Origin of the sequence: Streptomyces stoeckheimensis, assembly GCF_045822005.1 — a bacterium.
GTDB lineage: Bacteria > Actinomycetota > Actinomycetes > Streptomycetales > Streptomycetaceae > Streptomyces > Streptomyces stoeckheimensis.
In genome coordinates this window covers 971,189-997,155 of sequence record NZ_CP169550.1, presented here as the reverse complement: position 1 = coordinate 997,155, position 25,967 = coordinate 971,189, and the positions used below count along the sequence as shown (strand labels likewise).

Genomic DNA, 25,967 nt, shown 5'->3' with positions numbered 1-25,967 from the left:
CTCCGGTCTTTTGCGCGGGGCGGTCGCCATGCGACACTCTCCTCTGGTGTGACCCGCCGTACCGGTGTGCCCGTGAGAAGGTCCGGTTCGGCGATGTTGGGTGGCTGTCCGCTCATTCGTGGGCGGTTGTGCTGCCAGAAGCGTCCGGCGTCCGAGAGTTCCCGCTCTCGGGCGCCGTCGCTGTTTCCGGGCTCAGCCAGCCCTTAAGATCCATCCGCTGCGCATCCAGTCCCCCTCCGAGTCTTCCGCCGGACCTGGTGACCGGCGGGCGACGACGAACATACGTAGAACCTGCCGGAATACCTAGACTTCGCTCTAGAACTCCTCACAGGTCACGACATGCGTCCTGACCTGTGCCGATCCCTCGGGTGACAAGACAGTCACGAGGGCTAGGCGACCTGGCCGGCGGCCGGTACCGTTCGTCGAGTCGAAGTTATCTGCGTTCGGCGAACCGCACAAGTGGCTAAAACTAGGTTTCCTGAATACAGTGAACCCAGGACAGTACGGAAGGGATGGAGGGGCATGCCGGCACGTATCTTCGATGGACAGCGTGTACGCGCGCTCCGTCGCTCCGCCGAGCTGACGCAGGAGGCCGTGGCTACCGCCGTGGGAGTCCACGCGACCAGCGTGACCGCGTGGGAGAGAGGCACGAGCCACCCGGATCCGGAGAGACTTCCGGCTCTCGCCCGCGCGCTGGGACAGTCGCTCGGCGAGCTGTTCCCCCGCGACGGTCTGCCCACCCTGGCCGATCTGCGTGCCGATGCGGGTTACTTCCAGAACGAGGTCCCGGCACTCCTGGGCACCAAATCCGCCGGCCCGGTCGCGAACGCGGAGCGAGCCAAGCGGAGGCTTTCGGGCGTCTACGTGGAGCCGCTGGCCAAGGCGTACGGCGTGAGCGTCGAGCAGCTGATGGCGGCCCAGGAGCGCTCCTTCGGCGTGGATGTGCCCGAGCCTCATCCCGAGGTGCCCACGAGTCTTGCCGACAAGATGCGGTATCTGCTGGACAACCCGGGCGACGATCAAGTGCCGCCCTCGGATGCTGACATCGCTAGCGCGGTGAACGAGTACGTCGGTGCGCGGGTGATCTCCGCTGGCGGTGTGGCGGACCTGCGGACGGGCGAGGTGACCGAGGCGTCCCCGCCGGTGCTGGAGGGGCTGTCGGCCGCCTTCGGCGTCAGCGCCCTCTTCTTCCGTAGCCGAGACGTGGTCAAGCAGCAGGTGGCGGAGGGGCTAACGCTCCTCGCGCACGTGAAGTCCGGCAGTATTCGAGGCCTGAAAGGCCGACAGATGGGGCCCGAGGGGCTGCCCACCGAGGTCATGGCCATGATCAACGAAATGGTCGCGGAAATCGAAGAGCGGGGCCTGCCCAGCGCCTAGTGGCGCCGGGCGGAGCCCCGCTCGTTCGTGTGCCCGGTTACGCGGCTTGGTGCTGGCGGCCGTTGGCGAACACGGCGCGCACCGCGCTGAGGGCGGTCAGGTCTTCGAGCGGGTTGCCGTCGACCACGAGGAGGTCGGCGGTGTAGCCGGGTGCGACACGGCCGGTCTGCTCGCCCACTCCGAGGGCTGCCGCGGCGTCGGTGGTGGCCATGGCCAGGATCCGGTCGTGGGAGACCCCGAGGTGCTCGTAGAAGCCGAGGGCCCCGACGATCCCGTCGAACCCGGCGCGCTGGACTCCGGCGTCGGTGCCGGCGATCAGTCGGGCCCCGGCCTCGGCCATCTGCCGTACGAGCGCGAACATGGCCGCTGCCTTCTCCTCGCCGAAGAAGCGCGGGAGCATCCGCCAGTGCGGGCTGACGGCAGGGCATACGTAGATGCCCTTCTCGATGATCTGCGCCAGGACATCCTCGCGGAGGTCGAAGCCGTCCTCGGTCATCCAGGTGCAGTGCTCGATGGTGTCGACGCCGGCGGTCACCGCGTCGGCGATGGCGTCGGTGCCGTGCGCGTGGGCGGCCACCTTGAGGCCGGCCCGATGGGCCTCCTCGACGACGACCGCGAGTTCCTCCGCGCCGAACTGGCTCTTCCAGCTGGGCGCTCCGCCCTTGGTGAGTCCGCCGCCGCCGGCCATCACCTTGACGACCTTGGCGCCGGCGGCCACGTTGCGCTGGACCAGGGCGCGGGCTTCTTCGGCGTCGGAGACTTCGCCGCCGAGGAACCAGCAGTGGCCGCCCGGCGGGGTGATGGGTGCTCCGGCTCCGATGATGCGGGGGCCTGCCGAGTTGCCGGCGGCGATCTCCTGGGCGAGGCGCAGGGCGAGGCCGCTCCGGTCGCCGAGGTCGCGGGCCGTGGTGACGCCGGTGGCCAGCAGCTGGTCGGCGCGATTGCGCATGCCGTCCAGCAGGTCCTCGTCGCTGGCTTCCTGCATGGTGGCGACGGGATCGGCGCCGGCGTCGAAGACGAGGTGGACGTGTGCGCGATCAGGCCGGGCAGCAGGGTGGAGTCCGGGAAGTCGTGCCGCAGCTCGCCGCTGTCGGCCTGGGCTTCGATGTCTGCCCGCGGTCCGACGGCTGTGATGACGCCGTCCCGTACGAGCACGGCTCCGTCGGCTACTTCGGCGTCTCCGGTCAGGATGCGGCCGGCTGTGATCAGCATCGGGTGTCTCTTTCCATGAGGGGTGGTCAGGCGGCGCGGAGTGCGTCGGAGAGCGCGAAGAGGTGAGCGGCGTCAGCGCCGCGGCTGTCGGTCCGGGGCACGGCCAGTGGGATCACCGGCTGGGCTCCCTCGCGCGTGTGGACGTCGGCAGCGGCTGCCGCGCGGAGACGGTCGGCCAGGACGTTCGCGTCCATGGACATCAGCTCCTCCGGGGTCAGGTCGCCCATGAGCGGGCTGATGCGGACCAGCCCGTCCCGACACTCGACCACGCGGCGGTGGTAGAGGCGGTGCACGCCACGCACACCCCACCGTTCGAGCAGGGTTGACCGCGAGGCGAGGACGGTCTCGGGGAACCGGGTGGAGAGCAGAGTCCACAGCGCATCCAGCCGGTGGTACCCGCGCCGGTGCTGCCTCCACACCCGGAGTGCCGAGAGGCGGCTGCGGGCACCGGAGTAAGAGACCCCCACGACGAAGAGGAGGATGGAGACGACCAGCAGCATCGCCACCGAAGCCATCAGGCCCTTCGGCACGGTGCCGCCCTGCCAGCGGGTTGCGACGAAGACCGCCCGGACCGCGCAGGCCGCGGCCATGGCCAGCAGCCCGACCGCCGTGATCCACAGCCCTGTGGAATGCGGGCGCGGAGAGAGCCGGGCATAGCGAACGGTCCAGACGCCCGCCGCGCCCAGCGCGTACGTGAGATACAGCCCCGCAATGCCGTAGAAGGCGGCGAGCTGCGTGATCGTCATATCCGCTGACGAGAAGCTGCCGGCGAAGGTCTCATGCGGCACGGTCGTGGCCGCGACGACGAGCACCACCGCGACACCGAGCACGACGACGGCCTCCAGACGCGCCCGCCGCCTGCTGGTCGCCCGATCGGCCGACGAATACAGGTAGAAGCACATCAGGAAGTACACCGTGCCGAGCAGCAGCAAGTTCTGCACAAGCTTCGCCGCGCCGTGGCCGGCGACGGTGTCCACGCCACTCGCGCCTCCCGGCATGGCCACCGGGTAAGAGAGGGCGGCGCACACCAGGCAGAGCGTCACGGACCGAAGGGCCCCGTCGCGGGGCGCCTTCGTAAGCTGGTACACCTTCCACGCCACGGCAGCGGCGAGGACGAGAAGGAACAGGACAGTCATCACAGCCACCCCTGCCGGTCACCCAGCGCCAGATTGACGCGCCGTACGGAGGGATCAGCAGCGGGCGGTGGCCCTACCTGCTCCAGCACGGACGCCCACTCCATGATGATCGTGGCTGCCTTCTCCACCCGGCACTCCTCGGTGTTGTCGTAGGAGCACCGCTGGAAGAGCTGATGCCCGCCGTCCGTCTCGCTGCCCGATACAAGCGACTCCCAGGGCGTTGCCTCCGAGACATCGGCCTTCAGATGGCACAGCTCGTGCAGGACGATGTGGTCCTGGTGGAGCTTCGTGGTGCGCTCCTGAACGACGATGATGTCGGCGAGCTTGTGATCGATCCAGAAGCCCAGCGGTCCCGGCATTGGCAGCGCTTTCTGCTGCACCACGATGGGACGGCCGCGCTGAGCCGCGAGCGCCATCCGGAGCTCGTCCACGCTCAGCGGAGGCTGGATGCCGAGCTCCTGCAGCTCCCGCCGTACGCGCCTGCGCAGTTGGCGGTCTGTCAGTCGGTCAGCACGCCCTCGCGGACGCGAAGTATCCAGTCGGAGGAGAGGCCAGGCACGTGCCGGGCGATCAAGTCTGCTGTGGGGAAGCGTTGTTTCCCCGGTTCGCCACCACATAGGTCCCTCGTCAGTCGGCGTGCCGACCGCCGCGCCCTGCGAAGGCGGAGGCCGGTCACTACCAAAATCGTGCGTATGTTCGATACGCGGGCCGGATGCCACGGCAGTGGGGGCGCGGCTCGGTATCGTCGTGCTGTGCATAGGGGAGGGGTGCGGCTGGTCGACCGCGCGCCCTTGATGCCCTCCAAGCGGAGCCGTCCGTGGTGATCATTCAACGGCTCTGAGGGCGGGTTACTTCCGCGCCCTGTCAGGGGGAGGTGCGATGCACGCGCCCCATGGGGTTGCGGGTTGGTCGGGGGCGCCGGGCGCCCCTGAACCTGTGGTTCCGCTTGCTTGATCGAACCGTACGTCATGCGAGGGCCGTGGAAATCTTCGAGCCCGCTATCGCGGCGACGCTGCAAAATCAAAGCAAGATCAAGACGGCTCGTTGTGATCAAGCTTCAAGGTGGCATGAATTGCCATGCATGCCCTCTGACCTGCCCGAACGATACTGAGCACTTGTCAGGTACGCGAGGATGTCGTTCTGTTGTGGGCGTTATGAATCTGAAATGAAAGGGGTTAGTTGATAACGCTCAAAACGACCTTTTTCGGACGCCAGGGTGGGGTGTGGATTAGCGATCTTGGATCACGTGACATAGCTCGCAGTGATCCGAATGCAGAAGTGAATTAACCTGGCGACATGGCTACCGCGATCAACAAGACCGATGCCTTCGTGGACTTCTGGTCTGAGTACCACCTCGCCACGCTGACGACATTGCGTCCGGATGGAACCCCGCACGTTGTACCCGTCGGTGTGACATACGACCACGGAGCGGGTGTCGCGCGCGTCATTACACGAAAGAGCAGCGTGAAGGTCAGCAACATTCTGTCCGCGCTTCCAGGTGAGGCGCGCGTGGCTGTGTCGCAGGTCGCAGGCCCAAGGTGGCTGACAATCGAGGGCGTTGCGGAAGTTCGAACCGCTGAGGACGAAGTCTCCAGTGCGGTGAACAGTTACGCGGATCGCTATGGACGACGGCCCGCTCCGGACCCCGAGCGAGTTGTCCTGGAGATAACCCCGGTGCGTACCATGGGCAGGGTTGAGTTGCCCGCCCGCTCCTAAGCTGGTTGGGGCGTGAGCTTCTTATCGTTGGGTGGAATTGCTTTTTAAGTGCTGCGATAGTAGGCCGTCTGGATTGCCGGGTGGGTTCAATTCGTCGGCGGCTAAGGTCGCTTCCGTGCTGGCGTCATTCTGCGATGGCGGGTACCCGGGGAGGCGCACTTCCTCATACCCCCATCTCCTGACGGTACTTGCGCCCGGAATTGGTCCATGAGCGATGTGGTCCACGAAATGGCTAGCGTCTACCTCTTCACGCGGCATGGCTCGATCCGGCGGATGTGCGTGATCGAACATCCGCGCCTTGGCGGTGAACTCTCGCCCGTCGGACACGCTGAGGACGGCCAAGCCCGTGGCAGGCGCGGGACCGGGCTTGTTACCGCTCGTCAAGGTGAACGGGGCGGGAGGGCGGCCGTCCCGCGGACCTCCACCGCCAGAGGGACAGAATCTGCAACACTCCGAAGCAGGCCAGGAGCGCGGCACCCCGCCCTGTGAGAGCGCCGCGCTCGATGGCCGGCGCACCCAGCACCGTTGCCAGGATTCCCAGCGACCTGCAGCACGCGCGTCCTGGAACCGTCGCCGCCGCCCGCACGGCCCTCGCGTAGCTCAGTTTCTCGTACGCGGCCGGGTGCTGGTGGGGCATTGAGGCGGCGGGTGGGTGTTCGACCAGGCGGTCGATGGCGAGGCCCGCCGCTGAGACTCGGTCACCCACGCCTGGAGGGGCTGGCGCCAGTAGCGGTGCGTCATGCCGTTGGACCAGGTCTCCTCTGCGTGTCCGGTGTCGAAGTAGCTGCCGCCGTCGACGAGCCAGTCGGCGGTCGGATGGCTGGTGGAGACGATGATCCGGCCGGCAGGGCGCAGCACGCGGGAGAGTTCGGCCAGGGTGCGGACGCGGTCCTCGACGTAGTGGAGGACGAGCGCGAGCAGGACGGTGTCGAAGGGGGAGTCGGCGGCTCAGGCGAGGGGTTCGTTGAGGTCGTGCTGCCGGACTTCGACGTGCGGGCCGCGGCGGGTGCGGGCGTGGCGGACCATGTCGGCGCTCTGGTCGATGCCCACCGCGTTGGCGCCGCGGGCCGTGAGCTCGGCGAGGTAGAGGCCGGGGCCGCAGCCGGCGTCGAGGATGTGCTGCCCTCGTACGTCGCCGAGGAGTTCGAGGATGGCGGGCCGGTCGTGATGGGCGTTGTAGGGGGCTCGGCGGCCTCGCGGGCGAAGGTGTCGACTAACCCGTCGTACGGGGCGTCAGCTCGTGGCACGGGTGCCTCCGGACAGCGCCGGGGCAGTCGGCGCGGGAGAGCTCTCTCCGCTCCGCTGGCCCAGGGGCGGGAGCAGCCGGTCGAGGAGGGTACGGTCCGGTCCGCGTCCGGCGGTGAACGTGGCATGGAGGCCGCGGACGGCGTGCTCCTACAGGTGTGGGGCGACGGGCAGGTCGCCGACGACGCGCGCGTCGATCCGGTCGTCGAACTCCCGGAACCACTCCCGATACGCCTTCGCGCCGGTCCTGGGCGGGCCACCGCTGGTAGACGGTGGTCTGGGCACGGGAGAAGGGCGTGGGGCTGCGCTGGTGACGGCGCCGGGGCGGGGTAGCTGGTGGTAGATGCAGGTGATGGTGTTGAGGCGGTTGAAGCGGTAGCCGGCGGTGTGGTGGAGGGCGAGGAGGAAGTCCCAGTCCCCGCAGTGGGTCATGGTCTCGTCGAAGCGGACCGGGGTGGAGGCGGGGTTGCGGATCACGAGGGAGCCGGTGTGGATGGTGTTGGCCACGGCGAGGAAGACGGCGTCGAAGGGGCAGTCCTTGCGGGGCAGGCCGTGAGGGGTGCGAGGCAGGGCCTCGATCCAGGTGTGGCTGACGAGAGCCTGGCCGTAGACGGCGTCAGCCTGGCCGTCGCGGAGGGCGTCGGCGGCATCGGCGAGGTGGTGGGGCAGGAAGACGTCATCGTCGTCGAGGAGGGCCACGTGCTCGCCCCGGGCGTGCGAGAGGGCAAGGTTGCGGGCGTGGGAGACACGGAGCGGTTGGTCAGTGCCCAGGAGGGTGATGGGCAGCTCGTGCTGCCAGCCGGTGACCACCTGGTCGACGGGAGTTCCGCCGTCGCGGACGACGATGACCTCGAAGTGGCGGTAGGTCTGGCGGGCGAGGCTGCGCAGGGCGCGGTGGAGCGGTCAGGGCCGGTCGCGGGCCGGGATGATCTGATCACAGGGCACCCCGTACGGGGTGGGCGAGGCGGAAGGCGACCTCTTCGCACGGCATGGCTCGGCCTAGCGAACTAAGTGGAGTTCGTGCGGGTTCAGTTGGTGACCTCCTGCGGCGGAGGATTCTGCCGCCCTCGCGGTCGTCCCGTGCCGACGTGCCGGAGAGTCCGGCCCCGTCGATACAGGACTGGGCTCTCGGAGTACCAGTGGGCTCGAAATGCAGCCGGTTTGGCCGCCGACGACGCTGGACAAGATCGTCAAGCGAAGTATCCGTGAAGTACGTCCACGCCGCTCACCCCGAACGGACTGGTAAGCCCCCTCCGCTGACGACTCAACCCGGTCTGCTGGTGAGCTCACCTATTCAACGTCGCCAGTTCTTCGAGTGTCCACCCGGGTTGGTGGCCGTGTGTGGTCGCCGGGACTGATCTGGTCGAATTCCTCTGGCCTCGGCACTGCTGCAGATGTGAACGGGACACGGCACGACGTACTACCAGCGAAGAGCAAGGACGGAGTGCTCCCCAGGCAAGATGGCTGGTCTTTTCGGGTGGTCGGTGCTGTGCGGCATCTCGATAGAGGCTGTTTGGGTAATGGTGACGTCGGCACCCGCGGCCACTTTGGGTAATCTCGTCACCAGAAGGGCACCGGACAGCTATTCCGCCACCGCTTCGCCGGTCGCGGTGCAAAGGGGTGCGGGATGTCGATGACGAGTCGGCGCGGTCTGTTGGCAAGATCTGCGGGAGCGGTGGCGGTTACCCTCGTGCCCGGCTGCGGCGCGGCAGGGGTGGACACACCGCGGGAGCGGCCGGTCGCTACGGTCGACGGGCGCGTGGACTGGGACGCCTTGCGGGCGCAGTTTCGCCTGGAGCCCGGATGGGTGAACCTTGCGTTGTTCTATCTGGCCTCGCATCCGAAGGTGGTGCGGGATGCGGTGGATCATTTGAGCGCACAGGTCGACGCCAATCCTCTCTCGGTGCCCACCGGGCTGGCGCTGCCCGATGGTCCTACCGGATGGCCCCGGGTACGCCAGGCTCTCGCGGCCTATCTGGGAGGCCGACCCGAGGACATCGCGATGACGGCGAGCACGAGCATCGGGCTGGGTGTTTTCTACAACGGCGTCGTGACCCGTCGGGGACAGGAGTTCCTGCTGACCGAGCACGACCACATCGCCCATCGCACCGCCGCCCGACTGGCCGCCGTCAAGCATGGCAACACGCTACGGCTGGGCTCCTGGTTCGCCGATCCGGCCACCGCGACGGCGGACGGCATCGCAGCGGCGGTCGGTGAGGCGATTCGCCCGAACACCAGGGTCGTGGGGATCACCTGGGTGCAATCGAGCACGGGGCTCCGGATGCCGGTGCGTGCGGTGGCCGAGGTGGTGCGCCGAGCCAATGAAGGCCGGAGCCCTGCCGACCGGTGCCTGCTGGTCGTCGACGGCGTGCACGGGCTGGCGGCGATCGACGAGGATGCCGCCAGCCTGGGCGCGGACGTGGTGATCGCCGGTACGCACAAATGGTTGTTCGGTCCAAGGGGCACGGGGCTGGTCTGGGTGGCGCCGGACGTCCTCGACCAGCTGCGGCCCACATTCGTGAGCTTCATCAGCGGCGGGGGAGCAGCGCCCTTGTCGCCCGGCGGGTTCCTGGCGTTCGAGCATGCCTTCGCCCTGCCGGTGGCGGTAGCACTGCATGAGCAGCTGGGCCGGGCACGCGTTGCCGCCCGCATCACACAGCTGTCGACGCAGGTGAAGCAAGGACTGAACCGCATTCCCGGGGTCACCGTGCACACCCCTGCCGACGCGAAGCTGTCAGCGGGCGTCACCTGTTTCAGCGTGGCCGGACACACCCATCAGCAGGTCGTCGACCACGCCGCCACCCGCCGCGTGCGGCTGTCCACCTCGACCTACACCCGGATCGGTACCTCGGTTATCAACACCCCAGCCGAGATCGACACCGCACTGAACAGCCTGGCTGACCTCACCCGCTAGACAGCCGCTGCCCGCAGCCTCACATCCATCGGGATCACACCTTCGTCGGCGTGGTGGACAGGCCGTGGCCCAGGTGGGTCGCGATGAGCTCGGCCGGCTGAACCTCCCCCAGGACACGCAGGTACAGGGTCGGCCATGCTCGAAGCGATCGACCGAGCGGCCTCCCTGCAACCGCAGCCGAGCCCGGATGAGGACTTGCACGCAGAACTCCTCCGGCGTCAGGAGGAGGACCAGACTGTCAGGCTGGTCCCGACTGCGCAGCACACTCGGGAGCTGTACCAGCGACGGAGGACGGTGTACGAGGCGAATACCGACGCAACAGCCTTCGTCCATCCCGCCAGGATTCGGGTTGTCGGTGGACTTGGCCGAAAGGGTCCGCCGGCCGGAGGCGGCTCTGAGCCAGGTGATGAGGTCTCGACCGTGCACCGCTCTGGTGTCCCCGCCTGTCGTGCGCGTAATCTGCCTGTCTGTCCTATAAGGGTGGGGGGAATCGTGGCTCGGTGGGTGCAGCGTGAGTGGCTGAATGAGGATGGGCGCCGGATGTGCGCGATTGTGACGGCTGAAATGGCCTCGCTCACCGACGCGGAGCTGCGCCTCTGTTTCGAGCTGATGCATGGTGTTCCACGTCAGAGCGTGGGATATGAACGGTGTTCGATGCGGCCGCCGGGTGAGAGTCTCGGTTCAGGGCTCCAAGCGCCGGCCGACCATCGGATCGAGGAATTGCTGGCATGGCTTGCGGAGCAGGGTGCTCAAGAGCCAGGCGCCGGGGACGCTTCGGCTGAGTAGCAGGACCCGTCGGCTCGCTCTCCGGCACGTGGCTCGGCGTGGGTCTGCGTGAGGCGCGGCGCATCTGCTCAATCCGGGCCCGTCGTGCGGCGGATCCTTCTCTCGGACTCGGGGAACCCCATCACCATGGGGTGCACACCTCCCGGCTGGGCGATGGACCGGCCGCATCATCGACGCGGTAACGCCTTCCGGACAGGGCCTGGTGATCGTCGGCAATGCTTCTCTCTCCATCGTAGAAACGACGGCCGTGGGCCGCGACTCTCGCGGTCTGGCATTCGACCAGTGGCTTCAGGGTCCGATCACTTCGTCTTCCGAAACAACCCCGCGCTGCTGGAGGCGCTGGTCGATGTCGCGATGGCGGGCGACGACGAACTCGTGCCGACGATGGATCGTCCGTGGTTCGCGGAAATCGCGGCCGCACCTACCGCCCAATTCCGCACTGGTCGGCCGGCACCCCTCCAAGGTAGCGATCAGGCGGCCGTCCCGGTGCCCTGGCAGGCCTTCACCTCCGCGTTGCTCCGGCAGGGCGCTTTTCATGAGCGTACGAGGCGGGCGATGGCCCGGGAGGCTTCGGTGACCTTCTTCTGCGCTTTGTCTCCGCCCTGGGCGATGGCGTCGGAGACGCAGCAGCTGAGGTGATCGTCGAGAAGCGCCAGCGCGCAGGACTGCAGGGCGGCAGTGGTGGCGGAGACCTGGGTGAGGATGTCGATGCAGTAGGTGTCCTCGTCTACCATCCGCTCAAGTCCCCTTACCTGCCCCTGTATGCGGCGCAGACGACGCAGGATGTCGTCCTTGCCGTTCTCATAACCGGTCATGGTGAGCTCCTTGTCTCGGGGGATCGCGGGTCGGAACTGGCGTAGACAGGAAGGGGGCGGGCCTGGTCGGCCCGCCCCCGTTGGCCAAGCGGCGGCGTCAGCTCGCGGCCCGGAAGCCGCGCAGGCGGAGGCTGTTGCCGACGACGAAGACGGAGGAGAAGGCCATCGCCGCGCCCGCGATCATGGGGTTCAGCAGGCCGGAGGCCGCGAGCGGCAGGGCGGCGACGTTGTAGGCGAAGGCCCAGAACAGGTTCGACTTGATGGTGCCGAGGGTCTTGCGGGAGAGGCGGATGGCGTCCGCCGCGGCCCGCAGGTCACCGCGGACCAGGGTCAGGTCGCCCGCCTCGATGGCCGCGTCCGTTCCGGTGCCCATGGCCAGGCCCAGGTCGGCCTGCGCCAGGACGGCGGCGTCGTTGACGCCGTCGCCGACCATGGCGACCGACCGGCCCTCGGCCTGGAGGCGCTTGACGACATTCACCTTGTCCTCGGGCATGACCTCGGCGATCACCTGGTCGATGCCCACCTCACGGGCCACCGAGTCCGCGACGGCCTTGTTGTCGCCGGTGAGCAGGATCGGTGTCAGGCCCAAGGCGCGGAGCCGCCGGATGGCCTCGGCGCTGGTGTCCTTGACGGCGTCCGCGACTTCGAGGACCGCGCGGGCCTCGCCGTCCCAGGCGACCGCGATCGCCGTACGGCCGGCCGCCTCGGCCTCCGCCTTCGCGCGCTCCAGGCCGACGGGCAGTTCCATGGCCCACTCGGCCAGCAGCCGCTCGCGGCCCACGAGGACCGCGTGCCCGTCGACGATGCCCTGAACGCCGAGCCCGGCGATGTTCGCGAAGTCCTCCGGTACGGGCAGGGCTCCCACGCGTTCGGCCGCGCCGGCGGCAACGGCCTGGGCGATGGGGTGCTCGGAGGCGTGCTCCAACGCGCCTGCCAGCCGCAGGACTTCTGCCTCGTCCTGGCCGTCGGCGGTGTGGACGGCCAGAAGGGTCATCTTGCCGGTGGTGACGGTTCCGGTCTTGTCCAGGACGATGGTGTCGACCTTGCGGGTGGTTTCAAGTACCTCCGGGCTCTTGATCAGGATGCCGAGCTGGGCGCCGCGGCCGGTGCCCACCATAAGAGCGGTCGGGGTGGCCAGGCCCAGGGCGCAGGGGCAGGCGATGATCAGTACCGCCACTGCTGCCGTGAATGCGGCGGTGAGACCCGCACCGCTCCCGAGCCAGAATCCCAGCGTGGCCAGCGCGAGGGCGATGACGATGGGGACGAAGACGGCGGAGATCTTGTCGGCCAGGCGCTGGGCCGCGGCCTTTCCGTTCTGAGCGTCCTCGACCAGCTTTGCCATCCGGGCCAGCTGGGTGTCGGAGCCGATACGGGTGGCCTCGACCACGAGGCGGCCGCCCGCGTTGAGTGTGGCGCCGGTGACCGAATCGCCCACGCCGACCTCGACCGGTACCGACTCGCCGGTCAGCATGGAGGCATCCACCGCCGAGGCGCCCTCGACCACGGTGCCGTCGGTGGCGATCTTCTCGCCCGGACGGACCACGAAACGGTCACCCACTTGCAGGTCCCCAGTCGGGATCAGCTGCTCGCGGCCCCCGCGCAGGACGGTGACCTCCTTCGCGCCGAGCTCCAGCAGCGCCTTCAGGGCGGCGCCCGCCTTGCGCTTGGACCGGGCCTCGAAGTACCGCCCGGCCAGGATGAACGCGGTGACGCCGGCCGCGGCTTCCAGGTAGATGTTGCCCGCGCCGTCGCTGCGGGAGATGGTCAGCTCGAAGGCGTGCTTCATACCGGGTGTGCCGGCGGTACCGAAGAACAGAGCCCACAGCGACCACAGGAACGCGGCCGAGGTGCCGACCGAGATCAGCGTGTCCATGGTGGCCGCGCCGTGCCGGGCGTTGGTGAACGCGGCCCGGTGGAAAGGCCAGGCCGCGTACGTGACGACCGGCGCGGCCAGCGTGAGCGAGAGCCACTGCCAGTACTCGATCTGGAGGGCCGGGATCATCGCCATTGCGATCACCGGTACGGACAGCGCCACGGAGGTGATCAGCCGGTGCCGCAGCGGCCGCAACTCGTCGGTCTCGTCAGCCGCCGTTTCGCCGGATCCGGAACCCGTACGTATCGGGGTGGGCTCGGCGGCGGTGTACCCCGTCGCCTCGACCGTGGCGATCAGGTCCGCCACTGAGACGGCCCCGCCCTGGTAGCTGACCTTGGCCTTCTCGGTGGCGTAGTTGACGGTGGCCTCGACCCCGTCCATGCGGTTGAGCTTCTTCTCGATGCGTGCGGCGCACGAGGCGCAGGTCATCCCGCCAATGGCGAGTTCGACCTCGGCGGTACCTGGGACCGTGGTAGTCATCTCTGCTCCTCGGGCTGGTGGAAGGGAACGGGGCGCCGGGCCTGTCGTGTGCCAGGCCCGGCGTGAGGCGGCGGGTGCCTCAGGCGGCCCGTCCGGTGAGTTCGTAACCCGCCTCGTCTATGACCTGGGCCAGCAGCGCGTCGTCAGGTTCGTTCGACGTGGTCACGGAAACCTGGCCGGCGCTGAGGTCGACGTCCACCGACAGGACGCCGTCGAGGGCGCCGATCTCCTTGGTGAGCGTGGCCTTGCAGTGCCCGCACGTCATGCCGGAGACGTTGTAGACCGTTTTAGTGCCTTCGGCGACGGCGGTGGTGGCGCTGGTGGAGCAGGTGCCATCCGTGGAGCAGCAGGACATAGTTACCTCCCAGAAGATGGAGTGATACCCCCTGGGGGTATCACGCTTGCAGGGTCAGGTATACCCCCACCCCGTATTTTTTGCAAGCCTCCGAGCGCCCTTGCGTATACCCCGGGGGGGTATACGATCTGGGCACTCAGCGAGCCCGTCTTGTCGAAGGAGACCGTCATGAACACCGCTATGAAGATCACCGTGTCTACCGCCGTGCTCGCGGCGTCCTTCGGCGCCGCCTACGGCGTGGGCGGGGCGGTCGGGCCCGTCACCGCTGGCTCCGGGCCCGCGGCCCACGCCGGCCATGGCGCGGGCACCGCATCGGCTGGCGCAGACGTCGGCAGCGGCCTCGCGGACTCTCCCGCCGGGGGACTGCAGGTCTCTGAAGCCGGCTACACCCTCGACCTCGAGACCCCGCGCTTGGAGGCGGGGCAGCAGAGCGAGCTGCGCTTCGCCATACGGGACGAGGCCGGGCGACAGGTCACCGCATACCAGCGCGAGCACGATAAGGAACTCCACCTGATTCTCGCCTCACGCGACCTCGCCACCTACCGCCACCTGCACCCCACCAGGGCCGAAGACGGCAGCTGGAGCATCCCGCTCAGCCTTCCCGCCGCAGGCGACTACCGGGTCTTCGCCGACTTCACCCCCGCCGGCAAGGACAAGAAGAACCTCACTCTCGGGGCCGACCTTGCTGCCTCCGGGCCCTACAAGGCCGCCGAACCGCCCACGCCCTCCCGTACCGCCGCGGTCGACGGATATACGGTCACCGTGAACGGTGACCTGCGTCCCGGCTCGGCAGGCGAGCTCAAGCTGAACGTCACCAAGGAAGGCCAAGCGGTCACGGACCTCCAGCCCTACCTCGGCGCCTACGGTCACCTCGTCGCCCTGCGCTCGGGAGACCTCGCCTACCTGCACGTCCACCCCAACGGTGAACCGGGCGACGGCACCACCAAGGCCGGCCCGGAGATCTCGTTCACCGCGACCGCCCCCACCGCGGGGACCTACCGCCTCTTCCTCGACTTTCAGCACAACGGAACCGTTCGCACCGCGGCCTTCACCGTTCAGGCGGGCGCCGCCGCAGGTACCGGTGGCGGACAGCAGGAACCCGCCGCAGAGAACAGCACCGGCAGCCACCGGCACTAAAGGTTGCTGCGGAAGGGTGGGTGTGGGCAGGCGGTGGGCTGGTTGACCTGCTCGTTTCACTGGTCACCGGGTGCGAGGTTGTGCATGGTGGCGATGGGTTGGACGGCGAGGTGGAGGCTGTCTCCTTTTTCGGCGGCAGTCGCGGAGGACCTTCCAGTTCTTCATCCGGGCGAAGGTGTGCTCGATGCGGGCCCTCACCCGCCGGAGTTCGTCGTCCTCCTGGCCTCGCAGGAGGGGGCGTCCGGCCCTTCTGCGGTGCGGGACGATCAGCCAGTGCCCTGGTAGGCGCCATCCGCGATGGCTTTGGTGCCTGCCGCTTTCGCCGGCAGGTCCGACTCGCGCCAGGCGTGAGCGTCGCTCGATCAGTGGCTGGCCGTTCGGTGAGATCTACCCGCAGGACGGCTCGAGCCTCGATGCCCGCAGACGACGCGGCGATCTTCAGGAAGCACTGCACGTAACAGGGGAAGGTCTGCGGCCGGTCCCGCACTGAGACGGAGCGGTCGGCCCCGTGGGCGTCAGTCGGCCGGAGAGGGGCTGGGGGCCATAGCTGTCGAGGTCGCCCCGCCGGCACCCGGCCCCTTGTAGGGGGCGGACGGATACCCCGTGTCGAAGTGCATGTAGTCGGGCACGTCGATGTTCTGCCAGATCCACCCCTCGTCCGTGAACGCCTGCCACACCAGGCCCCCCTCAAGGATCTTGCCCTTGCCAGGGGTGCGTGAGCTGAATTCCCCGCTCGGTGACCAGCTCTTGGTTCGCAGGTCCTTCCAGGGGTTCTCAAGCGGGTTGATGTCGATCCCGCGGCCGTTCGCGTGGGGCGACTCCTTGAACGGGGCATTGATCTGCTCGGGCCGGCGGCAGTTGAAAGCTGAGGTGTTGTCGGCGCGAAGACTCGCGTTGAGGTCTCCACCGTAGTTCTCCACCGGCTTCATGCGGCGGATCGGGAAACTAGCGTCGAACAGCCGCGTGAAGATGCGGACGACGCTGTCTGCCACGTCGGCGTTGACGACGAGGGCGCCGCGGCGGACTTTGCCTTCGAAGTTCACGTAGTTGATCTCTACACGACGCAGTTGGTCACGGACGTCGGGGCATTCCTTGCGCCACATATTCGCGGCTACCATGCGGCTCCACTGTGTGTCCGTGAGTTCCTTGACAACGGCGTCGGCGGAGCGGCTGGGGGAAGGGCTCGGGCTGGGGGAAGGGCTCGGGCTCGGGCTCGGGTTCGAGGTCTTGAAGGACGGTACGGACCTCCCGTCGCGACGGTTGTCGTTCTCCGTGTCCGGGCTGGTCGAACATCCCGCTGTCAGGAGTGCGGCGGTCGCGAGCGCTGCGCAGGCGGCACGAGGGGCTGTCCGGGGGCGCCTGAGGGCGGCGGTCGGCTTGGAACTGTCCTGCGTTGTCAACCAAGGTCTCCTGAGGATCACCGACGTGGCGTGTCGGCATGCCAGACGTCAGCGGTACGGGACCGGACGCGGAAGGGCGCGACAATCCATTGGGCGTCGACGCCCGACGTAGGGTCGGATTGAGAAGGTTTCGGCGAAATCAAACGAGCGCGAAGATCACCGGGTCTCGGTCCCAAGGCCGAGAGGCAGAGGCAGATCGTACGTGGCCAATTGGCGCCCGTCGGGAGTACGGGTTTCCCCTCGGTACACCCATCCCCGTCGCTCGTAGTATGGCCCGGCGCCATCATCGCCCAAGGCGGTGACGAGGCTGACACGCGCACATCCGGCGTCGGCGGCGTCCTCGACGAACCGGTCGATAAGGGCGTCTCCTATGCCTCTGGAGCGGGCGTGCTCCACTACGGCGACATGCGCCAGGACCGCGGTGGTGCCGCGCGGACCGGCAGCAGCCTGATCGGCCGGGCGTCCGGGCAGCAGTTTGCGGCAATACCTCGGCAATCGCGTCCGCAAGAAGTGCGTGGTCAACCGTGGGCGCACAGCCAGACCGGCCGCGGCACAGACCAGGAGCTTGCGCCTATGTACTTCCAGCACGTGGCGGCGATGAGCCTCCGGTGCGACCACGCCGACCAGGAAACCGACCGGTTCCCCGTCCCGCTCGGCTATGTAGGCCGCCGCGTGCGGGCTGCTGAGGTAGGTACGGCAGTACGCGGTCAGGAACGACGGGCCGAGGCGGGCGAAGAACCCGTCGGGAAAGTACTTGAGGTGCTCCGCTACGACGAAGGGCAACTGCTCCGGACCCATCCGGCGGATCTGGAAGGGTATGCCCTGCCAGGAGCTGTCTTCTCCCAGGGCAGGTATCCGACGTCCTGCGGGCCAGGTGTGCGTGGATGCTGGCCGGCGGTTCGGTCGCTCGGCAGCGTACGGGTCGGCGTCCATGAATATGAAAGTACTACAGTGTTAAGTGGCTTAGTAGAACGGGGGCCCGCAGCAGCTTCCTCTTGCCTCCGTGGGGCCTGCTGTCCCGGCACCAAGCCGGAAATCACCGGCACAGTACCCACAAGGGACGAGACCTGAGGTTGCTGATCTTATTCAGCCTTCACGGGCTCTCTTATTACGATCGGTTGCTTTGTGGCGTGCGGCGCGAGGCCCTCTTGGCGACGTGATGGCGCCATGGACAAGGAGATTCAGTGCTTCACTCTTCTGGACCCGGCATGCCCGCTGCCACCACGGCGGTCGGCCGGCGCCGCGTACCACGCCCCGTCGCGCTCGTGGCGGGGGTGGCGGCCCTCGGTGTCGGTGGCTTGTACGTGGCGGGGCTGCTCGCCTCCGATGACGACGTCCCGGCGGGCACGCGGGTGCGGGGCGTGGATATCGGGGGACTGAGCGCCTCACAGGCGCAGCAGAAGTTGGAGAGGCAGCTGGGCCAGAGCTGGCCAGAACCGGTGAAAGTGCGCGTCGGCGACACCAATGGCATCATCGACGTGCGCGCGGCTGGCTTCTCTCTGGATGGTCGGGAAACCGCCGCACGCGCCGCGCGCGACGGCTTCGACCCGCTGACCGTGATCGGGCGCCTCTTCAGCAGCGGGGAGCGCGACGTCGAGCCGGTGATCCGTGTGGACGAGGCAAAGACCCCGGCGGCGCTGGACAAGGCAGCGAAGCAGTACGAGCGCACGGTGAAGAACGGCGCGATCTTCTTCGACCAGGGCAAGCCGGTGCCTGTGCAGCCGCAGACCGGGCAGGTGCTCGACGTGGAGGCCGCGGTCAAGGCCCTGGGCTCCGCGGTCCTCGAGCAGAAGCCCGAGCCCGTTTCACTGCCGGTCCGGCGCAGCGAACCCCCCGTCGATGCGGCAGAGGTGAACCGTGCCATGACCCAGTTCGCCACCCCCGCGATGTCGGGCCCGGTCACGATAACCACAGGCGGCCGGTCCATCGAGATCAGCCCGTTGACGATCGGCAAGCACCTCACGGTGAAGCCGGACAAGTCCAACCGGCTCACCCCTGCCCTCGACGGCGAGAGTCTCCTGAAGGATCCGGCGGTTGCCGACCCGCTGGCACAGGCCACCGACAAGGCGGTCGAGGCCAAGCTGCGACTGGACGGCGAACGGGTGACGGTGGCCTCGGACGGCAAACCCGGTCAGGAGGTCACCCCCCAGGCGATCGAGAAAGCAGTATTGCCACTGCTGACCAAGACGGGGGCGGCCCGCACAGCTGCGGTGGCCACCCAGACAGTGCAGCCGAAGCTCACCCGCGACACCGTCGGGCCCCTGGGCATCAAGGAGAAGATGTCCACGTTCACCGTCAACTTCGAGCCCGCCCCGTACCGCACCACGAACATCGGCCGCGCTGCCGAATTGATCAACGGCTCGGTCGTGCTGCCCGGCGAGACCTGGAGTTTCAACCGCACCGTCGGCGAGCGGACCAAGGCCAACGGATTCGTAGACGGCATCATCATTCAGGACGACCAGTTCACCAAGGCGTCCGGAGGTGGCGTCTCCGCTGTCGCCACCACGGTCTTCAACGCCCTCTTCTTCGCCGGGGTCAAACCGCTGGAGCATGGCGCCCACTCGTTCTACATTGAGCGCTACCCGGAAGGTCGCGAAGCAACGGTGGCCTGGGGCAGTCTCGATCTGAGGTTCCTCAACGACTCGGGCAACGCCATCTACATCGAGGCGAGCGCCACGGACACCTCCGTCACTGTCACCTTCCTCGGCACCAAGAAATACGGCGAAGTGGAAGCGGTCAAAAGCCCCCGCACCAACGTCAAGGAGCCCGAGAAGCGGCAGGGGCCCGCGGCGGACTGTCTGCCGCAGACACCGCTCGAAGGCTTCGACGTCAACGTCGACCGGGTCTTCCGGTCGGATGGCAAGGAAGTCAAGCGAGAAACGTTCAAGACCCGTTATGTGCCCCGTGACGAAGTCATCTGCGGCTGAGCAGTCGCACGACAGGCAACCACGGCTCGCTGACGCGGGAGTTGACGGCCCGTGTGGCGCGTGGGCCGCGCCCCATCGTCAGCGTGCGCGGCCGTGGCCCCAGAGGTCTCGATGGCCGACGCCTGGTCACCGGCGGTCGGCCAGCGCCCGCTCCACCCCCGGTTCCTTCGGCCCGAGGAATTGGGGGTCCGGCTCGAGGGCTGCGTCCAGAGCAGCCTTGTGCGCGGCGAACAGTTCGCGGGTGGCACTGTAGTACCACACTGCGTCCTGGTGATCGGCCGCCCTGACGCCGTACGACTCAATGCCGGCCTCCTGGCACAGGGCGACGGCCCGGCGGATGTGGAAGCCCTGGCTGACGAGGATGGCGCGGTCGACGCCGAAGATCTCCTTCGCCCGCACGCAGGAGTCCCAGGTGTCGAAGCCGGCGTAGTCACTGACGATACGGGCGTCCGGTACGCCGCGATGGGTGAGGTACTGGCGCATGGCGTGCGGCTCGTCGTAGTGATCGGTGCTGTTGTCGCCGGTGACCAGGAGCACCTTCACGCGGCCCTCGCGGTACAGCTTCGCCGCCGCGTCGAGGCGGCTGGCGAGGAAGATCGACGGCTCACCGTTCCCGAACAGACCCGCGCCGAAGACCACGGCCACACTTGTGCGCGGGACGTCGGCGGTCGTTCGCAGCCGGTAGTCCGCCGCCGTGAACATCCACGTCGCGGGCAGGAGCGCCAGCACGCACAGCAGCATCACCGCCTGCACGGCCCGCCGCTGCCCCGCGCGCGTACGAGGCAGAAGCGGCCTGTGGATGTCGCTCAGGCGCAGGCGGGGCAAGCGCATGACAGTAACTCCCGGGTTCATCGGCCGCCGTACTCAACGGCGGCGGCTTGTGTTTTTCGGCTGTCTCTGTCGTTTCGACAGCTTCCACCAGACGCCGCACTTGGTCCCCAGCTCACCCGCGCGGCGCGACAACTTCACTCAGTGCTGAAGCCCGTAGGCGAACTGGGAGCCGCACGGTGGCCGCGAACACGTGGAGCAAGACGTGCCCCGGTGTTCGTGCCCAGGACATGAGACCGTCACCTCGCCCGAGGCGACGGTCTCATGTCGTGACCCGCCGGCTAGTGCCCCCGCATCGTTAGTGGCCGGGCCCGTCGGCGTGCCCCGGCTTGGCGCTCTGGCTGCGAGTGGCCTTCGGGGTGGGGGCTCCGGCTGTGGGGTCGCCGGCCTTGGGCTGGTGCTCCTCTTCGGGCTCCTCCGCGCCGGAGCTGTGGCCGTGGCCGCCGCTTCCGGGCTGCTCGGTGAGGTTGGCGGCGACCTGTCGCAGGCCGGCGAAGCTGATGAGGGCGGTCACCAGGACAGCGAGTCCGGCCAGGCCGAAGATGCGCCGCCAGGAGGTGTCCTCGTCCTTGAGGACGTAGGCGATGAAGGAGAGCATCATGCCGGCCGGGATGAGGACGGCGGCGCGCGTGGGGAAGTCCTCGAAGTGCTGGAGGCCGCCGCTGAGCATGCCGATGCCGAAGGACAGCAGGAGCGAGGCGCCCATGATGGCGATGGCGCGGGGCAGGGTGGGGCGCTGGCGTGCGAGGACGAACTCGTTGAGGACGGTGGCAGCGAGGAAGACCAGGACGCCGTACATCGCGATGAGCGTGTAGCGGGCGGGGTCCAGGGGGTGGTGGACGACGGCGCCGCTGATCAGTCCGGCGCCGACGAAGTAGCCGACGTAGCCGAGGTAGCGGGCGAGCAGGCCCCTCTTGCGGGAGCGGGCCTGGCGCACGCCGGACCGGCTGGTCCCGGAGCCAGGTCCCTGGTCGCTGTACGCGGCGGGACGGTCGGTGAGTTGGGTGGACGTCATACGTGGTGCTCCTTGGCCTGTGGCCTTAGGGATGGCGGAATAGCTGGGTAGGGAGTAGAAGAAGTCCCGGGGGCGCACGCACGTTGCCGTACGGCTCTCCGCCACGGGGCACGAGCAGTCAGGCCATGTCGTTGACAGGCGTATGGGTGCGCGAGCGTTCCTGGGCCGAAGCGTCAGGGCACGGCTCGAGACCCACGCTCATGCAGGCGTTGCGCCAGGAAGCGAGTAGGCGCGGAAGCATGGCCGACTGTACGAACCATGGCTGGTTCGGCATCGGCGTGCGATCCCGGGGAGGTTCCGGTCGGGCAGGAGCCGCCGGAAGACTCTCAGTCGGCGGATCCTAGACCCGCACGACAATCGCCCTGGTGGATGTGTGGGGCGATGAAGCGGGCGACGTCGTGGTGCGGGTCCCGGAGAAGGCGAACGGCGCGGCCGGTGACAGTCGCTCCATCGGGAGGGCCCACAGGTGAGGGTCCTCCAGCGTGGGCGATTGCTGCGGGTACCCGGCCGTGCACTCCTCGGCGGGGTGCGAGGCGCCGTGACCGCCTTGGTGGTCGACCGGCGCCGCCTCGACGACCTCGTGGCCGTCCGGGACGGTCATGACCGCGGACGCGGTCTGCTGGAGATGCCCTCGTACGCCCTCGGTGCTCACGCCATGGGAGTACAGGAAGGTGAACACCAACAGGGCCACCCACAGCACGCGCAGCGGACCCGCCGAGGGGCGGACCCGCAGGTGGTGGCTGGATGACCAGGGCGTGAGCACGCCGTGATCTTAACGGCTCCCTTTCCACGCGGTGCATCCCCCCAGGCATAACCGCCACCCTGATAGGTGGTGTACGCCGCACGCGGGGGATCACACGGTCCTGGTGGATCGCTCCGAGGGGCGGGGGTCTCTCGGGATGCGGCGTACGGCGGGGCTGCCGGTGGCCGGTCCCCCGCCAGAGTTTGCTCATCCAGGTGGCTCGGCGCTATGCGAGGTGCTGATGACGTTGGCCATGCCCTTGTCGGCCCCATGGGCGCCGTCGGACTGGCCGACCGTCCGGCACACCTCACGACTGACTTAACGCGTTGCCCACCGGCGCAGCTTCGCCGTGTTGTTGTTCTTGCTGAGCCGCGGCCCCGCCGTCTCGCTCGGGCTGGTCATGAACGCCGTGACCGGTGTCCACCGGCTACGCCCCGTGCGAGCAGTCCATCTGATCGCTGGGAAGTCTGTGACCTCCGTAATGCGCTCTCGCATGATCACCCGCGTGTGCAAATAGCCACGGACGGTCACCCGAGTGCTGTCGCATGTGACACCGAGCCGATACCCACGGACGCTGAGGACGGCGCACACGGCCACCACGAAGCATGCGGCGAGCCGCGGGAACACTTCAGTGGCTTGGGCTCCGTAGGCAACGCTCGCACATGCCGGGACGGCTCCGAGGGAGCTGTTCGCGGCGCGATTAAGCGCTGTTGGCGACAGCTGCATAAGGCTCCTCGTCTGAAACCGGACTGTGGCCGGTGAGCCTACAGAGCGTCGGGCTGACCGAGGGCAAGCGCACGGTCCGGTTTACCTTGACCGGCCTCCGCCCAAGGTGGTGCGCGAAAGGAAGGCGCGTACTGCCGTGATGGTTTCGGTCGGGCTGGTGAGCAACCCGCCGTGCGCGGCGCCGGAGATCAGGGCGAACTCGCCCAGAGGCAGTGCGTCGGCAGCTGTCCGACCGGAGGAAGGAGGGAACAGCATGTCGTGTTCGAAGGCGACCACGAGCGCGGGCACTCGGATCCGGGTGAGGGCCGCCATCCGGCCGGGGTCGCGGGCCCAGCCGTCCGAGGCAGCGGACTGCCCGACCTCTCCCTCGGTCGAGGCCCATACGTCCTCCTGCGCGCCGAGGAGTTCGATCCAGGCCCGCACCTGGGCCTCGTCCGTGGTCAGCACATGCGGCGGCAATGTGCTCAGCAGTGTCTGCGCGGCGGCGTAGGCGGGCGGGATGCGTCCAGTGAGCGCGATCAGTTCCGCTTCGGTCCGCAGGACGGCGTCCAGCACACCGTTCAGCGGCCCGGTGCCGGCCATCAGTACCACCGATCGCACCAGATCCGGGCGGTTGCGGGCCAGCAGCTCGGCGGTGAAGCTCCCCAGCGAATAGCCGACCACCGCCGCCTGCGCGATGCCGAGCGCGTCGAGCAACCCGGCGAGGTCATCGGTAAGGTCCGCCATCGTGTACGGGGCCGGCGGTGCGTCCGAGGGCGCCACCCCGCGTGCCGCATACGTCACCACCTCGAACCCGGCAGCCACCAGGGCGTCTCGCAGCCCACACAACTCCCATGCCACCGGGGGCATTCCTGTCCCGCCCACCAACACGACCGGATCACCGGTCCCCAGCCGCTCGAAGGCGATTCGCACGCCACCGACTTCTACCGACTCCACCGCGCCCCCAGTGTCCCGATCCGTCCCCGGCTCGCGGGGCCAGCTCCCACCCTGCACGCGCCGCCTTGAGATGGGAACCCGGAGCCCGAGAACTACGAGCACGAGGGGGTACCCGCCCCACCGGAGCGTCGACGACCAGGTCGCAGTCCGCATGCACGCCGCATGGTTCGACAGGTTGGCCACATCGTGAACATCACCTATCAGATCGTTTCCGCCGTGGGGCGACGTCATATCTGCCTGCCGCTCGTTGCCACTGAGCCACTAAACTGATTAGTATCCGGCCGAACCCTTCGCACGGTCGATCACCCGCCCCGGGTGGCAGCGGAGGTGCCGCTGAATCCCCTGTGCTCCTCGAAGCGGGGGATTGGACTTGTTTCCCTGTCAGGCGGCTGAGGAAGAAGGAGCTTGCCTCAGTGGCATCCCACCGTCGTCCCAAACAGACGAACCCGGCCTACGCGACCGTGCTGACCGCGACTGCGGCAGCGGCAGTTGCCCTGTCGACGCAGTCGGCTTCGGCTGACCCTCTGCCCGACCCGGGCAAGAAGGGCGTCCAAGCCCAAGTCGACCGTTTGTATGAGGAAGCGACGCAGGCCACTGAGAAGTACAACGGGGCGGAAGAAAAATCCGAGGGGCTGCAGAAGGACGTGTCCAGCCTCCAGGAGGCGGCCGCCCGCAAGCAGGGCGAACTCAATGACCTGCGGAACACCCTGGGCTCACTAGCCGCGTCACAGTACCGAGGCGGGGGCATGGACCCGTCGGTCCAGCTGCTGCTCTCGAACGATCCAGACGCCTACCTCGACCAGGCCTCGCGGCTTGGGAGGGTGAGCGACAGGCAGGCCGGTCTGCTGCGACAGTTCCTGTCGCAGCAGCGGTCGCTGGACCAGCAGCGCGGCGAGGCCGCTGGAAAGCTCAAGGACCTTGAGGCAACGCGCAAGGAACTGGGAAGCCGAAAGGCCGAGATCCAGGGCAAGTTGGCAGAGGCGCGAAGGCTGCTGAGCACGCTTACGGCCGAAGAGCGAGCGAAGATCGACGCTGAGGAGGCACGGGCGAACCGCGCCAGTGAGCGGGTCGACCTCGGCAACGAGGCCAGTGGTTCCCAGCGGGCCGCTTCAGCGTTCAGTGCGGCCAAGAGCAGAGTCGGTATGCCCTACGTGTGGGGAGCCAGCGGGCCGAACTCCTTCGACTGCTCCGGGTTGACCTCCTGGGCTTTCCGCCAAGCAGGTGTGTCCATACCGCGCACGTCCCAGTCGCAGGCGAACGCCGGCACGCGGATCAACTCCCTGAGCGCGCTCAAGCCTGGTGACCTCATCATCATGCGTACTGACCTGAGCCATGTGGGCTTCTATGCCGGCAACGGACAGATCCTTCACTCGCCCAAGCCCGGCGCCCAGGTGCGGTACGAATCCATCGCCCGCAGCGGAATGCCGTTCATGTGGGGCGTACGCATCAGCTGATGCGTCGCGGGGCTCCACCCAGATCTGGGACCGGCCCAGCGTCACACCGAGACGCCCTGCTCTCGCAGGAATTTCAGCGGCTCGATCGCGTAGCCGTAGACGGGAGACGTGCGCGCCTCGAAATGCAGGTGGGGGCCCGTCGAGTTGCCGGTGCTGCCGACCTTGCCTATCTCCTGGCCCGTCGTCACGCTCTGCCCGACTCGCACACCGATCTTCGACAAGTGCCCGTACTGGGTGTACGTACGGTTTCCATGCTTGATCACGATGTTGTTCCCGTATGACCCACCCCATCCGGCCTCGACCACGGTCCCGCGGTTCGCGGCCTTCACGGAGGTGCCGGTGGGGGCCACAAAGTCCTGGCCGGAGTGCTTGTTGGACCACATGGTGCCGCCGAGGCCGAAGGTCGAGCCGATGGTGTACTTGTTCAGCGGCTTCACCCAAGCGGCCGGGCTCTTCTTGATTGCGGCCCCCTTCTTGAGGTCCACGGCGGCCTTGGCGTCCGCCGCTTGCTTCTGCCCCTCAACCTGGGCCGTCACGGTCGCCGCGAGACGTTCGCCCGCCACGTACGTGAAGGCGTCCGCCTGAGGCTCCGCAGCGAGCGCCACGCCCGCGCCGAGTACGACCGACACCCCCATGCCGACAGCCATCACGGCAGCGCGGCGGCGCAGGATTGCCTTGCTCGAGGCACTGGAATTGGCGTGCTGCGTCATACGCGTTTTCTCCAAGGAACGAATGAATCCCCGGCGGTATCCGAGGAGGTCCGTACCTTGATATCCCGCCCTTCGGAGAGCAACAAGGGGTCCGTCTACGCCCGCCTGTAGTAGCAGCGGCGACGGGGCTGGCGGCTCTTCCGCGGCGGCCAAGTGAGCGCTGTCCAGTGCCTGGGCCCAGCC

20 protein-coding genes and 4 pseudogenes are annotated in these 25,967 nt (G+C 68.1%); 6 read left to right on the top strand and 18 right to left on the bottom strand.

From position 1 onward, the window contains the following. Positions 1-522: 522 nt before the first annotated feature. Positions 523-1,377 carry a helix-turn-helix domain-containing protein gene (locus tag ACE1OC_RS04515; RefSeq protein ID WP_407835890.1) on the top strand — a complete coding sequence of 285 codons (855 nt, stop codon included), beginning with the start codon at positions 523-525 and terminating at the stop codon, positions 1,375-1,377. A 37-nt stretch (positions 1,378-1,414) separates the two neighbouring features. On the opposite strand, the pseudogene ACE1OC_RS04510 reads toward ACE1OC_RS04515, so the two are convergent. The 4 genes and pseudogenes from ACE1OC_RS04510 to ACE1OC_RS04495 form a co-directional block, all read right to left on the bottom strand. Further along, positions 1,415-2,407: pseudogene (locus ACE1OC_RS04510) on the bottom strand (amidohydrolase family protein); the annotation flags it as partial. A gap of 95 nt (positions 2,408-2,502) precedes the next feature. Then, a pseudogene (locus tag ACE1OC_RS04505) lies at positions 2,503-2,589 on the bottom strand (hypothetical protein); the annotation flags it as partial. Positions 2,590-2,615: 26 nt separating this feature from the next. After that, positions 2,616-3,725 carry an MAB_1171c family putative transporter gene (locus ACE1OC_RS04500; protein WP_407835889.1) on the bottom strand — a complete coding sequence of 370 codons (1,110 nt, stop codon included), beginning with the start codon at positions 3,723-3,725 and terminating at the stop codon, positions 2,616-2,618. Continuing rightward, positions 3,725-4,156, bottom strand: a complete 432-nt coding sequence (locus ACE1OC_RS04495) for a hypothetical protein (RefSeq protein ID WP_407835888.1) — start codon at positions 4,154-4,156, stop codon at positions 3,725-3,727. The genes ACE1OC_RS04500 and ACE1OC_RS04495 overlap by 1 nt, the downstream gene beginning before the upstream one ends. Before the next feature lie 865 nt (positions 4,157-5,021). On the opposite strand from ACE1OC_RS04495, the gene ACE1OC_RS04490 reads away from it, so the two are divergent. Next, positions 5,022-5,441, top strand: coding sequence for a TIGR03618 family F420-dependent PPOX class oxidoreductase (locus tag ACE1OC_RS04490; protein ID WP_266448307.1), 420 nt, complete (start codon positions 5,022-5,024; stop codon positions 5,439-5,441). A 600-nt stretch (positions 5,442-6,041) separates the two neighbouring features. Here the strand turns inward: ACE1OC_RS04490 and ACE1OC_RS04485 are convergent. The 3 genes and pseudogenes from ACE1OC_RS04485 to ACE1OC_RS04475 all read right to left on the bottom strand — a co-directional run bounded on the left by ACE1OC_RS04485 (position 6,042) and on the right by ACE1OC_RS04475 (position 7,574). Next, positions 6,042-6,299 (bottom strand): hypothetical protein, encoded by a 258-nt coding sequence (locus ACE1OC_RS04485; protein ID WP_266448761.1) that lies wholly within the window; start codon positions 6,297-6,299, stop codon positions 6,042-6,044. 30 nt (positions 6,300-6,329) lie between these two features. Next, positions 6,330-6,557, bottom strand: a pseudogene (locus ACE1OC_RS04480) (class I SAM-dependent methyltransferase); the annotation flags it as partial. A 279-nt stretch (positions 6,558-6,836) separates the two neighbouring features. Continuing rightward, entirely contained in the window at positions 6,837-7,574 is a 738-nt protein-coding gene (locus ACE1OC_RS04475) for a glycosyltransferase family 2 protein (RefSeq protein WP_407841478.1), read from the bottom strand. Between the two features lie 871 nt (positions 7,575-8,445). Between ACE1OC_RS04475 and ACE1OC_RS04470 the strand changes: the two genes are divergently transcribed. Further along, entirely contained in the window at positions 8,446-9,600 is a 1,155-nt protein-coding gene (locus ACE1OC_RS04470; RefSeq protein ID WP_407835887.1) for an aminotransferase class V-fold PLP-dependent enzyme, read from the top strand. Between the two features lie 1,319 nt (positions 9,601-10,919). Here ACE1OC_RS04470 and ACE1OC_RS04465 read toward each other — a convergent pair. From ACE1OC_RS04465 to ACE1OC_RS04455, 3 genes are all read right to left on the bottom strand, one after another. Beyond that, entirely contained in the window at positions 10,920-11,201 is a 282-nt protein-coding gene (locus ACE1OC_RS04465; RefSeq protein WP_266448313.1) for a metal-sensitive transcriptional regulator, read from the bottom strand. Between the two features lie 97 nt (positions 11,202-11,298). Beyond that, positions 11,299-13,554: a heavy metal translocating P-type ATPase gene (locus ACE1OC_RS04460; RefSeq protein ID WP_407835886.1), complete on the bottom strand. Its 2,256-nt coding sequence runs from the start codon at positions 13,552-13,554 to the stop codon at positions 11,299-11,301. Positions 13,555-13,633: 79 nt separating this feature from the next. Next, complete coding sequence (locus tag ACE1OC_RS04455; RefSeq protein WP_266448318.1) at positions 13,634-13,909, bottom strand: heavy-metal-associated domain-containing protein; 276 nt, start codon at positions 13,907-13,909, stop codon at positions 13,634-13,636. 168 nt (positions 13,910-14,077) lie between these two features. On the opposite strand from ACE1OC_RS04455, the gene ACE1OC_RS04450 reads away from it, so the two are divergent. Continuing rightward, positions 14,078-15,046: a hypothetical protein gene (locus ACE1OC_RS04450; RefSeq protein ID WP_407835885.1), complete on the top strand. Its 969-nt coding sequence runs from the start codon at positions 14,078-14,080 to the stop codon at positions 15,044-15,046. Positions 15,047-15,102: 56 nt separating this feature from the next. On the opposite strand, the pseudogene ACE1OC_RS04445 reads toward ACE1OC_RS04450, so the two are convergent. The 3 genes and pseudogenes from ACE1OC_RS04445 to ACE1OC_RS04435 all read right to left on the bottom strand — a co-directional run. Next, positions 15,103-15,405 (bottom strand): annotated as a pseudogene (locus tag ACE1OC_RS04445) (transposase); the annotation flags it as partial. A gap of 156 nt (positions 15,406-15,561) precedes the next feature. Beyond that, on the bottom strand, positions 15,562-16,149 hold the full coding sequence (locus ACE1OC_RS04440) for a M15 family metallopeptidase (protein WP_407835884.1): 588 nt from the start codon (positions 16,147-16,149) through the stop codon (positions 15,562-15,564). 453 nt (positions 16,150-16,602) lie between these two features. Then, on the bottom strand, positions 16,603-17,379 hold the full coding sequence (locus ACE1OC_RS04435) for a GNAT family N-acetyltransferase (RefSeq protein WP_266448326.1): 777 nt from the start codon (positions 17,377-17,379) through the stop codon (positions 16,603-16,605). 275 nt (positions 17,380-17,654) lie between these two features. Here ACE1OC_RS04435 and ACE1OC_RS04430 point away from each other — a divergent pair, with 275 nt between their 5' ends. Then, positions 17,655-19,373, top strand: coding sequence for a VanW family protein (locus ACE1OC_RS04430; RefSeq protein WP_266448327.1), 1,719 nt, complete (start codon positions 17,655-17,657; stop codon positions 19,371-19,373). Positions 19,374-19,499: 126 nt separating this feature from the next. Here the strand turns inward: ACE1OC_RS04430 and ACE1OC_RS04425 are convergent, their stop codons facing one another. The 4 genes from ACE1OC_RS04425 to ACE1OC_RS04410 all read right to left on the bottom strand — a co-directional run bounded on the left by ACE1OC_RS04425 (position 19,500) and on the right by ACE1OC_RS04410 (position 23,773). After that, a complete protein-coding gene (locus ACE1OC_RS04425) occupies positions 19,500-20,204 on the bottom strand; it encodes a SanA/YdcF family protein (RefSeq protein ID WP_266448329.1) in 705 nt (234 codons plus the stop codon). Positions 20,205-20,499: 295 nt separating this feature from the next. Then, a complete protein-coding gene (locus tag ACE1OC_RS04420) occupies positions 20,500-21,216 on the bottom strand; it encodes a hypothetical protein (RefSeq protein WP_266448331.1) in 717 nt (238 codons plus the stop codon). Positions 21,217-21,556: 340 nt separating this feature from the next. Next, on the bottom strand, positions 21,557-21,979 hold the full coding sequence (locus ACE1OC_RS04415) for a hypothetical protein (RefSeq protein ID WP_266448333.1): 423 nt from the start codon (positions 21,977-21,979) through the stop codon (positions 21,557-21,559). Positions 21,980-22,765: 786 nt separating this feature from the next. Next, on the bottom strand, positions 22,766-23,773 hold the full coding sequence (locus ACE1OC_RS04410; protein ID WP_407841477.1) for an alpha/beta fold hydrolase: 1,008 nt from the start codon (positions 23,771-23,773) through the stop codon (positions 22,766-22,768). Between the two features lie 260 nt (positions 23,774-24,033). Between ACE1OC_RS04410 and ACE1OC_RS04405 the strand changes: the two genes are divergently transcribed. Next, on the top strand, positions 24,034-25,074 hold the full coding sequence (locus tag ACE1OC_RS04405; RefSeq protein WP_266448336.1) for an NlpC/P60 family protein: 1,041 nt from the start codon (positions 24,034-24,036) through the stop codon (positions 25,072-25,074). A 41-nt stretch (positions 25,075-25,115) separates the two neighbouring features. On the opposite strand, the gene ACE1OC_RS04400 is transcribed toward ACE1OC_RS04405, so the two are convergent. After that, positions 25,116-25,784: a M23 family metallopeptidase gene (locus ACE1OC_RS04400; protein WP_266448339.1), complete on the bottom strand. Its 669-nt coding sequence runs from the start codon at positions 25,782-25,784 to the stop codon at positions 25,116-25,118. Between the last annotated feature and the right edge of the window lie 183 nt (positions 25,785-25,967).

What these genes read in the sequence shown, in the direction of transcription:
- ACE1OC_RS04515 (WP_407835890.1), top strand. Translation starts at nt 523, where the DNA reads ATGCCGGCACGTATCTTCGATGGACAGCGTGTACGCGCGCTCCGTCGC.
- ACE1OC_RS04500 (WP_407835889.1), bottom strand. Translation starts at nt 3,725, where the DNA reads ATGACTGTCCTGTTCCTTCTCGTCCTCGCCGCTGCCGTGGCGTGGAAG.
- ACE1OC_RS04490 (WP_266448307.1), top strand. Translation starts at nt 5,022, where the DNA reads ATGGCTACCGCGATCAACAAGACCGATGCCTTCGTGGACTTCTGGTCT.
- ACE1OC_RS04465 (WP_266448313.1), bottom strand. Translation starts at nt 11,201, where the DNA reads ATGACCGGTTATGAGAACGGCAAGGACGACATCCTGCGTCGTCTGCGC.
- ACE1OC_RS04460 (WP_407835886.1), bottom strand. Translation starts at nt 13,554, where the DNA reads ATGACTACCACGGTCCCAGGTACCGCCGAGGTCGAACTCGCCATTGGC.
- ACE1OC_RS04455 (WP_266448318.1), bottom strand. Translation starts at nt 13,909, where the DNA reads ATGTCCTGCTGCTCCACGGATGGCACCTGCTCCACCAGCGCCACCACC.
- ACE1OC_RS04450 (WP_407835885.1), top strand. Translation starts at nt 14,078, where the DNA reads ATGAACACCGCTATGAAGATCACCGTGTCTACCGCCGTGCTCGCGGCG.
- ACE1OC_RS04440 (WP_407835884.1), bottom strand. Translation starts at nt 16,149, where the DNA reads ATGTGGCGCAAGGAATGCCCCGACGTCCGTGACCAACTGCGTCGTGTA.
- ACE1OC_RS04435 (WP_266448326.1), bottom strand. Translation starts at nt 17,379, where the DNA reads ATGGACGCCGACCCGTACGCTGCCGAGCGACCGAACCGCCGGCCAGCA.
- ACE1OC_RS04430 (WP_266448327.1), top strand. Translation starts at nt 17,655, where the DNA reads ATGCCCGCTGCCACCACGGCGGTCGGCCGGCGCCGCGTACCACGCCCC.
- ACE1OC_RS04425 (WP_266448329.1), bottom strand. Translation starts at nt 20,204, where the DNA reads ATGCGCTTGCCCCGCCTGCGCCTGAGCGACATCCACAGGCCGCTTCTG.
- ACE1OC_RS04420 (WP_266448331.1), bottom strand. Translation starts at nt 21,216, where the DNA reads ATGACGTCCACCCAACTCACCGACCGTCCCGCCGCGTACAGCGACCAG.
- ACE1OC_RS04410 (WP_407841477.1), bottom strand. Translation starts at nt 23,773, where the DNA reads ATGCGGACTGCGACCTGGTCGTCGACGCTCCGGTGGGGCGGGTACCCC.
- ACE1OC_RS04400 (WP_266448339.1), bottom strand. Translation starts at nt 25,784, where the DNA reads ATGACGCAGCACGCCAATTCCAGTGCCTCGAGCAAGGCAATCCTGCGC.